Source organism: Cerasibacillus sp. JNUCC 74 (assembly GCF_053667775.1).
In genome coordinates, this window is sequence record NZ_CM132207.1 from 1702062 (window position 1) to 1715790 (window position 13729).

The window sequence follows — 13729 nt, forward strand, 5'->3', positions numbered from 1 at the left end:
TATGGAAGTGCTTAATATCTTTTGGAAAAATGTAAAATGGCGTTTTCAAAATCCAGCCACGATTGTTATGAACATCATCCAGCCAATTGTTTGGTTATTACTTTTTAGTTCTATGTTTACTCCAGCAGAAAGTATTGGAAATGTAAATTATACTACATTTTTATTGCCTGGGTTGCTGGTTATGACTGTTTTAACAAGTGCTGGGGTAAGTTGTGGTATTGCCAATTATTATTTAAAAGGTGGTGGAAGTTTCTATAGAATTTATATTTCACCTGTCAAACGAAGTTCTATTGTATTAGGACAAGTTTTAGACGTAGAAGTACTATCATTTATTGGAATTGGAATTTTACTTCTCATTTCTATTCCATTTTCTGTAAGTATTGCTTCTGGGTTTTTAGGGTTTATTCTGATTCTACTTCTACTATTCTTATGTGTATTCTTTGTTGGGAGTTTATCTTATGCTCTAAGCTTTGTATTGCCTGATGAAAATGCCTTTATTGGTTTTGTGAATACTATTACACTCCCTTTGTTTTTCCTAAGTACTGCGATAATGCCTGTAGAGCAGTTGCCTGAATTCTTTCAGTTTGCGATAAAGTTCAATCCATTTTCATACGTGATTGATTGTTTAAGAACTTTGATAATTCAAAGTAATATTCAATGGTTTAATATACTATCAATTCTAATTATGCTAACTACTCTAAGCCTTGTATCCTTTACTTTGGCTGTATCTAAACTGAAAAAAGTACAGAAATAAAAGTAAAGTCATGTTTTACTTTTATTGATGAGTTTTTAGATTTAAGATTCCATTTGCAACACTTTCCATGATAGGGTCATTATATGCATGCTTCAATTGATGGTGTAAAAGCTAAAATGATACGTTAGTAGCATATAATTTACTACTCTTTTACCATTATGGAAAGCCAAAACATAAGAAAATATGCAAAGAAACGTGAAGTATCTACCGATAGTAACAATGCTCGAAAAGCCCATAGGATAGGGCTAAACGAGCATTAAAGAAATTTAAAAAGATAATCAGAAATTTATCCTTTGTTTTATTCCAAAATATCTGCTTTTGCGGTTACGAACATGATCTAGAAAAATGCTCTTAAATCCCCAATTCGTTCGGGCCAAGGACAAGAGAGTCTGCTTAAATAGGCATCGCGATTTTTTAAGGACAGAGAAGCTAGGGAAACGATACACCGCGATTTTTCAAGGACATCTGCGGATATAGCCTCTGATCTACGTTTTAAGGAGAAAATTGCCCCTTGGAATTTGTACGTTCAAACAAGTGCTTTTCGCTTTTGTTCCGGGAAAGAAGACTCTATACGGATGAAGCTGAAACGTTCATTGACTCTAACAATACGCTTGCAATAATCTTTCCGGCTGTCTTAGGTGCTGTTTTCCCTGGTAATCCGAGTGCATGAATCGCTTGAATTCCCTCTTTTTTAGCAAAGGAAAAATCTACACCTCCAGGTTTAGAGGCAAGATCAATAATGACGATAGAGGATGACATGTTAGAGATAAGTTCCTCATCGATTACCGGATATGGAATAGTGTTTACACAAATTGTCATTTCACTAATTATTGTATTTAGGTTCTGGAGTTTAACTGCTGTTAATCCCATCTCCGTAATACGTGCAATATCAGCTTGATTTCTCGCAACTACCGTTACATTGGCACCAACTGCGTCAAATAGCCGTGCTACCGTTTTCCCTACTCTGCCAAATCCCAAGATACATACATTTGCGTTATGAATTGTTTCATCCGTTGCTTTCATTGCCAGCTTCAAGGTTCCTTCTGCTGTAGGAATCGAATTATAAATAGCCACATCGTCACGTGCAAATATTTTTACTAATGTTCTCTTAGTGGCTGTACAAATATGCTGTAAATAATGATTAGCAGTACCTGTATAAATCGTGCAATGTTCTGGTGTACAGGAGATTATTTGTTCAGTAAGAAACAGAGCTTTATCCGAATAAGTTACTTCAACTTTTCCTTTTTCGTCTGTTCCGCCAACTGGAAGAATGATCGCATCCAATAGCGAAAGATTCATATTTTCTAATTCTGTATGTTTAATATTGCTTTTCTCAAAAGATAGGTGGTCAAATCCAATTAAATAAAGATGCATGTCAGTAGTATCGGCCAGTAAATTTATTACATGTATGTACCTTGCATCTCCTCCCATAATCAGTACATGTTTTTTATTAGACATACTTACATCCCCTTTTTACAAAATAATAAAGTACCTCTACCTATTCATTCTATAATAATATTGATGGAAGTATGAATGATTTTAACATAACGTGAATCTTCAATTAGGTAGAGGGGGACTTTTATATCTCACTGAATTGTTAGTACCATAAAGGTATGACATAAAGACCTCTGAACAGAATCGAACATTTGACTTGCAGTTGAATCGTCCACTTGTCCTCTTAGGTTTCATCTCGTAGCAGGGAAGGGCAGGTCTTGCTGCCAATTACATGTGGGATAAAAGTGATAAACAGTTGGCGTACTTACAATATATTTGCTTTCTTTTTTATAAACTGTTGGAATTATTTTGATTAAAGGGTTTATCAAACTTACAGTTCATGGTAAATTATAAGTACAATGATATTTGAAAGGAGATTTATTGAATGGGGAATTATGTTAAATTAGGGAAATCTGATATTTCTGTCTATCCAATTGGACTAGGTACGAATGCTGTTGGCGGTCATAATATTTACCCAGATATGCTAGATGAAGAACAGGGAAAGAATGTGGTTCGTACTGCATTAGAGCATGGAATTAATATGCTGGATACGGCGTTTATTTATGGTCCTAAACGTTCAGAAGAATTAATTGGTGAAGTTATTAAAGAGTATAAACGTGAAGATATTGTTCTTGCGACAAAAGGAGCACATAAATTTGTTGGTGATGAAGTTGTAATAGATAACTCACCAGCTTTTTTAAAACAGTCAGTAGAGGACAGTCTTCGTCGTTTACAAACGGATTATATCGACCTATACTATATTCATTTTCCAGATGAAGATACGCCGAAGGATGAGGCAGTTGGGGCATTAAAAGAATTAAAAGATGAAGGAAAAATTCGTTCCATTGGAGTATCGAACTTCACATTAGAACAGCTCAAAGAAGCAAATAAAGATGGGTATGTTGATGTGCTGCAGGCTGAATATAATTTGCTAAAGCGCGATGCTGAAACTAGCTTCTTCCCTTATACAGGAAAGGAAAAAATTACCTTTATTCCCTATTTTCCTTTAGAATCAGGTCTGCTTGCCGGAAAATACAATAAAAATCAGACTTTTACTGATTTACGTGCAGATAATCCTAACTTCCAAGGTGAAAAGTTTCAGGAAAATCTCGCCAAAGTTGAAAAGTTAAAGCAATTTGCAGAGAAATATCATGCAGAAATTGCTCATGTTGTACTTGCTTGGTATTTTACTCATCCTTCTGTCGATGTCATTATCCCTGGAGCTAAACGACCAGAGCAGGTGGTTAGCAATATGCGTGCTGCAGAGATTCAACTCTCTGAAGAAGATGTACAGCTTATTAGCGATATTTTTTCTTAAGAATTCGATTTCGTTTCGTGGGGTATAAATCCTCACGAAACGTTTTACCATTGTATAGCATATTATATTCGTTTTTGCATGGGTATCGTCGTCTAGCTTAAGCGCTCAGCGACTAGTAAATTTCGATCTTCTTCCTGGTGATCAGTCAACATCGACTCGAATATAAAGGAAGACCGACTAAAAGCGGGCTTGCCGCTCAGGTGTCGGCATACCCCTGTTTTAGAGGCATGTTATCTTTATCTTGTCAGAAGATCTCCGGTTTGTATGTTGTTAAACGAGTTCTTCTGACTTTTGTTCTATTTACCTATGCATAGTGTCCGCCAATTTTATGGCTTCTTTCGATGGTAATACCAGCATCGGTATAGCTGATAGCGCGAAGAAGAGAGGTAGAACCGTATTTAGAACGGATCGCGTCCATGGCATAACCAATATTATTTTTCTTAGCACGATCTTCAAATAGGCTGAGCTGAGTGTCTTGTTTTACATATAAATTTGTTAATGTTACATAAACTCTCCGGATGCTACTTACTCCATCATAAAATCGTAAAAACAAATCTAGACAAACGTGATACATATCCATGGTAACATTAGTAGGAAGGGAAATTGACTGAGAACGTGAAAATCCGCCTCCTGTTGCTTTTGAATAACCAATTCCTAATTGAATGGTTTTTCCTGCCATGTTAGCGGTTCTTGCTCTACGGCAAACTTCTTCACACAAATCAAGTATGCAAACTTTTGCTTCCGCTTTCGAATAATCACGTAGTAACGAGATACCGTGTCCAAATCCCTTTTGTTCTGTTTTTATAAAATTTCCTAGTACGGGACTTAAATCGATTCCCCAAGAATGCCAATACAATTGCTCGCCCATGATGCCAAAGCGTTTTTTTAAATAACGTAAATCAAAACGGGCTAACTGTTCTATTGTTACAATCCCCATTCTGTTCAAATTCTTTTTCATTCTGCTGCCAATCCCCCACATTGCTTCTATAGGAAAAGGCCAGATTTTTTGTTGTACTTCTTCATAGGTGCATTCAGCGATACCTTGCTGCTTTGCATGGAGATCCATAACAACTTTAGCGAGAAATTTATTATCACCAATACCGATAGAACATGTAATTCCAAAGCATTCATAAATATCATTTTTAATTCGTCTAGCTACCTCTCGTCGATTGCCAAACAATTTTTGCAATCCATTGACCGTAACCCATACCTCATCAACGGAATAAGGGTGAATAGCTTCTTTAGGAACATATTGGTAAATTAATTTAGTTATTTCAGCTGATACCTTTAAATAATCTGCCATATGTGCTTGAACGATATAGAGATTTGGATCATCCGGCAGCTCAAAAAAACGGCTCACATTACTAATGCCGTATTTTTTCTTTAGTGCTGGGGAAGCGGCGAGTACAATGCTTCCCGATCTATTCGGATCTCCTACAACTGCTAGTAAATCCTTCATTGGATCTAATCCTAATTTCATTGCCTCTACACTGGCGTAGAAGGAACGCATATCGATACATAAGATATCGTTACGTGGATAGGGACTATAATCCATCATGAATCCTCCAATCAAAGAACGTATGTTCTTATTATATGCCGCTAGCAATGGGAATACTAGTGGGAATTTCTTCCTCAATAACCATTGTTAATGGGGAACAAATATTAGAAAGACTTGGCTTGTCGCCAAGTCTTTAGCGAAATCTGTAGTTTTTCTTATACGATAAAGTGAAACTTCATTCCGTGAAATGCTTTTTACACGGAATGTTAGTTGAACCAATCGGGCATTTAGGTGCCGTTTTCTCCCACTTAGACTCTTTTGTATCAATTTAGGACTTGAAGTGGGAAACTTACGGCCCTTACATGCGGGATAAATCCTAAAATTTTATACTTTCCTATAGTATAAAAAACAGTTTAAAAGAAATTTTCTATTTACAGAGGAGGAGAATGTGATCAAGCTATCAGGAAAGATAGCTAAAAATGGTGAAATGAAGGAAGAATGGATGCCGTTTGGAGCTGACCGGATAAGCTTTAGTCGTGTTTCAAAAGGCATTGAAGGAGCATGGTATTATATAGTTAAGAATAATCCGGTATGGACAAGTGCCTGATATTCCAAAACTATTGTATAGAAGTGCTTCGAAGCGATTAGCTAAAATAATGATTTTGTTTATGAAGCCTAGTAATAATACAATTGCTGAAGTACTTATAAAAAAATGGTGAAAAATTAATTTTTTCCATTTTGATTAACAATTTACTGGATGAAGAAGGAAAAGATATAGAAGATAAAATTATAGATTTAGTAAATCATGTTGATGAACAGTAGAAAAAGGGCAGCTGCAGTATGACATATCGTTTGTAGATTCTTTTGGGAAGGGAGCGTGTCCCAAGAAGATGGATTGATTTGAAGCTTAGAACAAAACGCGTACGTTTTAACGGCAGCTATCAAGGGAAAAGCAATAGCAATAAAAAACAAAAAGGGGTTTTAGGTAATGACAGCAAACCAAGTTGGATTTGCATTTTTATATTTAGCAGCATTTTTGCTAATTGGAAAGTGGATTCGAGTCCGAGTGACTTGGTTACAGAACTTATTTCTACCATCCTCGATTATAGGGGGATTTTTGGCATTAATTCTTGGACCGCAAGTGTTAGGAAAGATTTTAAGTAATTTCGTTTCTAAAGATTCCTTCTGGGTTAATGGAATATTTCCAGAGCAAGTGACAGTGGTATGGAGTGAATTACCAGGGCTATTAATCAATGTCGTGTTTGCCGCTTTATTTTTAGGTGCAACGATCCCCGGGCTAAGGAAAATATGGGATTACGGTGGTCCACAATTGGCTTTCGGCTGGACAATTGGGTGGGGACAGTATGTTATTGGGATTTTACTTTCGTTACTCGTGTTAAGTCCAGTATTTGGTATGCCTCCTTTAGTCGGTGCATTAATTGAAGTTGCTTTTGAAGGTGGACATGGAACAGCCGCTGGTTTAGCAGGAACTTTTAAAGAAATAGGATTTGCTGACGGATATGATTTATCTGTCGGTTTAGCTACAGTAGGGATTTTAACAGGAGTAATTGTCGGGATTATATTAATTAATTGGGCAGTCAGAAGAGAAAAAACAAGTGTGATTAAAGATGTAAAAGGTTTTTCTGATTTAAGAAAGCAAGGAATCATGGAATTCGAAAATAGAGATCCAGCAGCCAAAATGACAGTTCGCCCCGAATCGATTGAGCCGCTCTCATTACATTTTGCAATCGTCGGCCTAGCTATACTGGTTGGTTATCTGCTTTTACAGTTTTTGATTTGGTTAGAATCTGTAACTGTTGGTAATTTTATAGATATTCGTTTTATGACATATATTCCTTTATTTCCATTGGCAATGATTGGCGGGATTTTTGTTCAGGTTTTCTTTAATAAAATAGATAATGCAAGAATTATTGATCGCAATATGATTAATCGAATTCAAGGATTTGCTTTAGATATTTTAATATTAACCGCTATCGGTACCGTATCGATTGATGTCATAGGTGATTATATGATCCCATTTATCTTGTTAGCTGCTACAGGTCTTCTGTGGAACGTAGTTGGCTTTTTAGTGTTAGCACCGAGGATCATTCCTTCCTATTGGTTTGAACGAGGTATTGGTGACTTTGGGCAATCAACAGGCATTACTGCTACAGGTTTATTATTAATGCGAATTGTCGATCCTAAAGGTGATACACCAGCTTTTGAGGGATTTGGTTATAAACAGCTAGTTTATGAACCCTTTCTTGGTGGAGGACTAGTAACGGCATTATCGGTGCCGCTAATTTATCAATTTGGAGCAATTCCATTTTTAATTTTTGCCATGATTATGTGCTTAATCGGAGTCCTCGTAGGATTGTTGCATTTTGGGAAAAAATAATTATCTCATGGGTGTTCAAAAAAGGAGTAAAACGAATCGGTAAAGTTTGTAGGCAGACAGTGAGCTTTCGAGCAGTGCAAGCGTGCATTTAAACAAAGGAGCTGCCAGAAACGAATGAATATGAAACAGGTGTGTTTGCTTAACTTTTGAACAGCTTGTAGGTGAAGGCTTTTTGAATGAATATCATCTTCTTCTATTATTAGCAATAGGGTACCTTGTTTTTGCCATTGATAAAAAACAAACGTATTTTCCAGTTCCAGTAGTACTTGTAATAATTGGTATTCTTCTGTCGGTAATCCCATTTTTTTATGATGTCATGATTACAAAAGAAATGTTGTTTACATTTTTTCTTCCGGCTTTGTTATTTATTTCCGCTTATCAATTTTCAAGCAAAGCATGGCAGAGAAGCAAGTATATCATTATAACTTTAGGTACGATTGGGTTATTTTTAACGGTAGGGCTGCTCGGGATATTCATCTACACAGTAGCAAACTGGTTTGTACCGCTATCTCTTTTAGCTGCCTTACTGATAGCAGCTGTATTAGCACCTACCGATCCGGTGTCAGTGGTTGCTATTTTAAAACAAGCTTCTCGAGATGAGGAAATATCTGAGATAGTCGAGGGCGAATCCATGCTTAATGATGGAACGAGCATTGTTGTGTTAGGTGTATTATTACAGATGTATACACAGAATACAGGGTTTAACTTTATTGAATTTGTGAACAAGTTTTTACTTGTTTCATTTGGTGGGGCGGCAATTGGTATTTTATTCGGTTGGATTATGAGTAAGGCAATTTACTATACGGATCATTGGCAATACCAAGTAATGCTTAGCATTATTGTAGCCTATGGGAGCTTTTATTTAGGAGAGCTCATTGGGGTTTCAGGTGTACTATCAACGATTACTGCTGGCATGATGCTGTCGTATGAATTTGGGAAAACCATAGAAGAAAAGGAATTTCGCAGACAATTAGATGGTTTTTGGGGGATTGTAGAACCTACTATCTTATCAATCATTTTTTTGCTGATTGGTATTCAAGCAGCAACATACCTCACTTTTTCAGAATGGTTATTTGCGATTGCCATTTTTATCGGAACACTGTTAGTTAGATTTATTGTTATTATCATAATTACACAACTTCAGCCGATATGGAAAAAAACAATTTCTGTAAAAGATTGCGGCATTATAACATGGGCAGGAATTAAAGGAACGATGTCAATTGCTCTAGTGCTTGGATTAAAGGCAACTTTAGGAAATGATGAGATGTTGTTATTCGCTCTTATTTTTGTAACTATTTTACTATCACTTGTCGTTCAAAGCGCAGGTGTTTATCCGATGATGAAAAAATTGCAGCAAAAAGAAAAAAGAGTATAATCCATATAAAAAACTCCACTGTTACTCAAAAGTGGAGCTTTTACTTGTTTGGAGATTACTTTTTTGAAACTAACTTCATCTAGCTTATGTGCTCAAGCTGTAATAAACTTCAAACATCTTACTACGATTTGTCTAATAGAAGATAAAAAGGAAGTCTACGTGGGAGATAACGACATCTAAATGCTCCATTTGCTAACAAATATTTAGGGTAAAAACAGTTTCACTTTATCTTCCCGGTTTGAGTGCTTCTAGCTTTTGTTCCACTATAGGAAAGTATAAAATTTTAGGGTTTATCGTATAAAAAAAGATATCTTTCTAACAATGCAAGAGGTTAATCTTCGTTAGACAGTTTTAAGACATCTAAAATCTTAAAGAATAAGCTAAGCATGATAGCAATTACTGTCGCTAACCCCATTCCTGATAATTGAGCAGTACCGATTTGCACGGTTGTACCACTGACACCAATTACAAGTACCACAGTTGATAAAATTAAATTTTGTGAACGGCTATAATCTACATTAGCTTCAACTAGCATTCGTAAGCCACTTGCTGCAATAATTCCAAATAAAAGTAAGGAAATACCGCCCATAACAGCTGTTGGAATGGAAGAAATTAAGGCAGCGAGTTTTCCGACAAAAGAAAGAATAATTGCGACAATAGCTGCCATCCCGATAACCCATGTAGAATAAACGCGTGTAATAGCTAATACACCAATGTTTTCTCCATATGTTGTATTAGGTGTAGAGCCGAAAAAACTGGAAATAATCGTAGAGATTCCATTTCCTGCTAACGATCTGTCAAGACCAGGCTTTTTTGTCAAATCTTTTTTTATAATATTTCCTGTAACGAATAAATGTCCTATATGTTCTGGAATGAGGACAATAGCAGCCGGTAAAATTGTTAAGATAGCGCCCCAGTCAAATTTCATTTGGTAAAAATCAGGAAGTGAAAACCAACTTGCTTCCTTAACAGCAGTAAGATCGACAAGACCGAAAAGATAGGCGATAATATAACCAGAAATAATACCGAGTAAAATGGGTATAATTTTTAAGAAACCACGTAACGTTACCCAGCAAACAATAGTTATAACTAATGTTAATAAAGAAACAAGTGCTGTGTCCGGATCTATTGTCCATGACTTATCTGTACCAGCAGGAGCAATCCAACCGGCCATTTCTGCTGCAGTAGGAACTAATTCGAGCCCAATTACAGATACAATAGCACCCATGGCGGCGGGTGGGAAAATAACATCGATCCAACGAGTTCCAACAAATTTAATAATAAATGCAACTAGAGATAGAACAACACCTACAGCAAAGAAACCTCCCAATGCATAACTATATCCATCACCACCTGTGTAATCTGCTAAAACAGCAGATACAGGAGCAATAAAGGCGAAACTTGACCCCAAATAAGCGGGGATTTTACCTTTTGTAATAAATAGATAAATGATTGTTCCAATTCCGTTCATTAATAATATCGTTGCTGGATTAACACCAAATAAAATAGGTACAAGAACGGTAGATCCAAACATAGCGAATAAATGTTGAATACTAAGTGGTAGACTCGTTAAAAAAGGTAATCGCTCGTCTACTTGAATTTCTGTATGTTGTGCCATCTTGAGTTCCTCCTTGAAATTTCCCAACAGTTACCACTTAAAAACAGAAAAGCACCCTGCCTTGTAAGGGGCAGGGTGCTTGAATAAAAGATCAGCAAAACACAATTTTTCTCTTATTCACAGATTTCCATCTGTTTCACCTTAGCAGCCTCACAGGACTGAATTAAAGGTAACCGTCTAAATATATCCATATTATTATGCCAGTTAATAAACTGTTTGTCAATCATTGTTTGATGATAACAAAGATAAAAATTTAACACAGTATGCTATTTCATACTTTAGAAATATCCAAACTATTAAAATAAATCTGTCACAAATGACACCATTCAAACTCATTGACGGCTTATATTTCTAAATACACCCATTTCGGACTCCAAATCGATGCCAATTTGAATTTCTATGCGCGGGATGTGCTTAGTGTCAGACTGTAAACGGATAAGTAAGATTTCTTAAAAAGCGCTTTTCTTTTTCAAGGACAGGTAAAACTCTCACAGCGATAATCGTTGCTTTCTCATAGTTAAGGAAGCATCAACAGCAACCCATCTGAGTTTTCAGAAGCTCCAGCCTTAAAACCCCCTCCGTTTTTTTGACTCCTTTATAAGAAGCACACCTAAAGCCATTTTTGCAGTTCTCTTTTTAAAATCTTTCCACTTGTTGTCTTAGGTAACTCTTCGACAAATGAAATTGCTTGCGGACATGATGAATTCTTAGATTTTTCTTTGCAAAATGAGAGGATTTCCTTCTCAGATACCTGTTGTTTATTTTTTAGAACAACAAAGGCATGGGCAATTTCACCAATTTCCTTATGTGGTACGGGAATGATTGCCACTTCTTCTATTTTGGGATGCTGTAATAATAGCTTTTCTAAATAGGCAATTGAAATGCCTCCATCTGGGATATCTTTACGAGCTTCTTTCACATGAATGCGGCCATCTTCATCAACTGTTCCTTTATCTCCAGTAAAAATCCATCCGTCTTCCAGCACTGGATGAAGCTGAGCATGCTGTAGTGTTCCATTTCCTTTGACGATAATATCACCAACTTCTTTCCCATTATGAGCAACATCTTCTCCCTTATGATTAACAACACGTACTTTTGTTTGATTCATAAAAACCCCACCTTATTTCCTTTATTCTTCATATGCGGTATTATAAAAATTATATCATAATTTTTTGAAAGCGTTTTATTTAATGGTTTAAATCTCTTGACGAGTTCTTCTTGCAAGTTATGAGTTTAAAAAACAATAGGTGCAACTAGGTTTTCCTAGATGTACAAACCTAAGAATTAAATTCGGCTTCAAATGAAATAGGTAAATAGTTATTAAATAGGAAAATTGTCTCTAGTTATTAGATTAAATATAAAAATTTTGTTATGATTAATATGTTGAAAAATAGGTAGAAGCGATTCTATATTGTATATTTGAATCATCATATATTATAGAGAGAACGCTTTTCCTGTGAATATATAAGTAAATATATGGAAGGTGGAAGTTTTATGAGTTTTAACAAACCCAAGATAGTGATCTTAGGTGCTGGTTATGCTGGTCTAACGACAACTAGACGACTTTTGCAAAAACTATCTCCAGAACAAGCAGAAATTATTTTAGTTAACAAACACAATTATCATTATGAATCTACATGGTTACATGAGGTTGCTGCTGGAACAATTAATCCAAATCAAGCACGAGTGATGATTAGCGATGTCATTAACCCAAATAAAGTTCGCCTTGTATTTGATGCAGTAAAAAGAATAGATAAAGATGAACAACGTGTCATTTTAGAAAACAGTGAACTTGAATATGATTATCTTGTTGTTGCACTTGGTTTTGAATCAAATGATTTTGGAATTAAAGGAATGGCTGAACATGCTTTTGCAATTGAAGATATTGAGACAAGTCGCTTAATCAGTGAACACATAGAATACCAATTTGCTAAATATCAAAGTGGAGAAGAAGTAGACGAACATAGCTTAAATATTCTTGTTGGTGGAGCTGGATTTACAGGAATTGAATTTGTGGGAGAGCTCGCTGAACGTATACCGCAGTTATGTAAAAAATACGATATCGACCGCAGTAAAGTAAGAATTATCAATGTAGAGGCTGCTCCATCTATTCTGCCAATGTTTGATAAGGAATTAGTTGCTTATGCTAAAAAGTCCTTAGAAGATCGCGGGGTAGAAATTAAAATTGGTGCCCCTATTTCCGAATGTACACCAGAAGGCTTTATCGTTGGAGAAGATAATGAACTAATAAAAGCTGGAACTATTGTTTGGACAGGTGGGGTAAAGGGAAGCTCTGTGCTAGGTGAATCGGGCTTTGAATTAGTAAAAGGAAAAGTAAATGTCAATAGTGATTTACGTATGCCTGAAGAAGAAAATATATTTGTAATGGGTGATTGTTCTTGGGTTTGGAATAAAGAAGAAGATCGTCCATATCCTCCAACTGCTCAATTAGCCATGCAGGAAGCTGATGTTGTTGCAAAAAACTTGGTTGCTTTACTTAACAATGAGCCATTAACTGATTTTGTATTTGAAAGTAAAGGTACAGTCGCATCACTTGGTCTTTCTGATGGTATTGGAAGCATTTTTAATGATTATAAGCTTAAAGGAAAAGCTGCTGCTGCAATGAAAAAAGTAGTAGATAATCGCTCACTATTCCTTATCGGTGGACCGAAATTAGTACTTAAAAAAGGAAAATTTCGCCCTTTCTAAGAACTTAGATCGTTAAATTTTATAAGGAGGCTTTACAAATATGAAAAATAAGACGCTATGTAGTATTTTATTAGTAATTGCTTCGTTAATAGGGTATAGGCTTTTAAATGATTATCTAGAAGATCAACGTGATTTTAGATAATCATTCAGGAGAAACCATCTGATGACTTGTCATAAGATGGTTTTTTCATGTGCACCAGGCATGTTGACTATCTAGGTGGCGAAGTACGCTGTGAGGGTACACATTAACCAATCACTAGAGAAACGCAAGGTACTTATTGTGAGGCAAGGCTGAACAGTTTATAGTAGTTTCTACGCCATAAATGAAGTTGCCCTTTGTCGCGCGTGTAAGGTGTCGTAAGCCTACCACTTCAAGATTATAGAGAATACATAGAAGTTTAAATTGGAGAAAATGGCACCTAAATGCTCGATTCGTTTAAAGGCCTTTAGGTCATACCCTTGCGGTACTACATCCGTGTAAAAAGCGTTTCATGGAATGAGTTTCACTTTATCCCGTCCGAAATTCTCCTGTTTGTACGTTGCTCTCCCAAGCGCCTCTAGCTTT

At 36.0% G+C, this 13729-nt stretch carries 10 protein-coding genes; 6 read left to right on the forward strand and 4 right to left on the reverse strand.

What is annotated here, in order from left to right; all coding sequences use genetic code 11:
* Position 1 precedes the first annotated feature (1 nt).
* A complete protein-coding gene (locus JNUCC74_RS07420; RefSeq protein ID WP_077320228.1) occupies positions 2-754 on the forward strand; it encodes an ABC transporter permease in 753 nt (250 codons plus the stop codon).
* 567 nt (positions 755-1321) lie between these two features.
* On the opposite strand, the gene dpsA is transcribed toward JNUCC74_RS07420, so the two are convergent.
* Positions 1322-2212 carry a dipicolinate synthase subunit DpsA gene (gene dpsA / locus JNUCC74_RS07425; protein WP_454067517.1) on the reverse strand — a complete coding sequence of 297 codons (891 nt, stop codon included), beginning with the start codon at positions 2210-2212 and terminating at the stop codon, positions 1322-1324.
* Between the two features lie 421 nt (positions 2213-2633).
* Here dpsA and JNUCC74_RS07430 point away from each other — a divergent pair, with 421 nt between their 5' ends.
* The gene (locus tag JNUCC74_RS07430) at positions 2634-3566 is read left to right on the forward strand and encodes an aldo/keto reductase (protein ID WP_454067518.1); all 933 of its coding nucleotides are present in this window, start codon (positions 2634-2636) and stop codon (positions 3564-3566) included.
* A gap of 304 nt (positions 3567-3870) precedes the next feature.
* Here the strand turns inward: JNUCC74_RS07430 and JNUCC74_RS07435 are convergent, their stop codons facing one another.
* The gene (locus JNUCC74_RS07435) at positions 3871-5121 is read right to left on the reverse strand and encodes a DNA polymerase IV (protein WP_454067519.1); all 1251 of its coding nucleotides are present in this window, start codon (positions 5119-5121) and stop codon (positions 3871-3873) included.
* Positions 5122-5512: 391 nt separating this feature from the next.
* On the opposite strand from JNUCC74_RS07435, the gene JNUCC74_RS07440 reads away from it, so the two are divergent.
* The 3 genes from JNUCC74_RS07440 to JNUCC74_RS07450 all read left to right on the forward strand — a co-directional run bounded on the left by JNUCC74_RS07440 (position 5513) and on the right by JNUCC74_RS07450 (position 8837).
* A complete protein-coding gene (locus JNUCC74_RS07440; protein WP_454067520.1) occupies positions 5513-5671 on the forward strand; it encodes a hypothetical protein in 159 nt (52 codons plus the stop codon).
* A gap of 381 nt (positions 5672-6052) precedes the next feature.
* Entirely contained in the window at positions 6053-7462 is a 1410-nt protein-coding gene (locus JNUCC74_RS07445) for a sodium/glutamate symporter (protein ID WP_454067521.1), read from the forward strand.
* Between the two features lie 172 nt (positions 7463-7634).
* The gene (locus JNUCC74_RS07450) at positions 7635-8837 is read left to right on the forward strand and encodes a cation:proton antiporter (RefSeq protein ID WP_454067522.1); all 1203 of its coding nucleotides are present in this window, start codon (positions 7635-7637) and stop codon (positions 8835-8837) included.
* Between the two features lie 331 nt (positions 8838-9168).
* Here JNUCC74_RS07450 and uraA read toward each other — a convergent pair whose 3' ends face one another.
* Positions 9169-10455: a uracil permease gene (gene uraA, locus JNUCC74_RS07455; RefSeq protein WP_454067523.1), complete on the reverse strand. Its 1287-nt coding sequence runs from the start codon at positions 10453-10455 to the stop codon at positions 9169-9171.
* Positions 10456-11065: 610 nt separating this feature from the next.
* Positions 11066-11563: an AMP-binding enzyme gene (locus tag JNUCC74_RS07460; protein ID WP_077320235.1), complete on the reverse strand. Its 498-nt coding sequence runs from the start codon at positions 11561-11563 to the stop codon at positions 11066-11068.
* Between the two features lie 386 nt (positions 11564-11949).
* Between JNUCC74_RS07460 and JNUCC74_RS07465 the strand changes: the two genes are divergently transcribed.
* Positions 11950-13164, forward strand: a complete 1215-nt coding sequence (locus JNUCC74_RS07465) for an NAD(P)/FAD-dependent oxidoreductase (RefSeq protein WP_454067524.1) — start codon at positions 11950-11952, stop codon at positions 13162-13164.
* Positions 13165-13729 lie beyond the last annotated feature (565 nt).

What these genes read in the sequence shown, in the direction of transcription:
- JNUCC74_RS07420 (WP_077320228.1), top strand. Translation starts at nt 2, where the DNA reads ATGGAAGTGCTTAATATCTTTTGGAAAAATGTAAAATGGCGTTTTCAA.
- JNUCC74_RS07430 (WP_454067518.1), top strand. Translation starts at nt 2,634, where the DNA reads ATGGGGAATTATGTTAAATTAGGGAAATCTGATATTTCTGTCTATCCA.
- JNUCC74_RS07445 (WP_454067521.1), top strand. Translation starts at nt 6,053, where the DNA reads ATGACAGCAAACCAAGTTGGATTTGCATTTTTATATTTAGCAGCATTT.
- JNUCC74_RS07435 (WP_454067519.1), bottom strand. Translation starts at nt 5,121, where the DNA reads ATGGATTATAGTCCCTATCCACGTAACGATATCTTATGTATCGATATG.
- JNUCC74_RS07465 (WP_454067524.1), top strand. Translation starts at nt 11,950, where the DNA reads ATGAGTTTTAACAAACCCAAGATAGTGATCTTAGGTGCTGGTTATGCT.
- JNUCC74_RS07460 (WP_077320235.1), bottom strand. Translation starts at nt 11,563, where the DNA reads ATGAATCAAACAAAAGTACGTGTTGTTAATCATAAGGGAGAAGATGTT.
- dpsA (WP_454067517.1), bottom strand. Translation starts at nt 2,212, where the DNA reads ATGTCTAATAAAAAACATGTACTGATTATGGGAGGAGATGCAAGGTAC.
- uraA (WP_454067523.1), bottom strand. Translation starts at nt 10,455, where the DNA reads ATGGCACAACATACAGAAATTCAAGTAGACGAGCGATTACCTTTTTTA.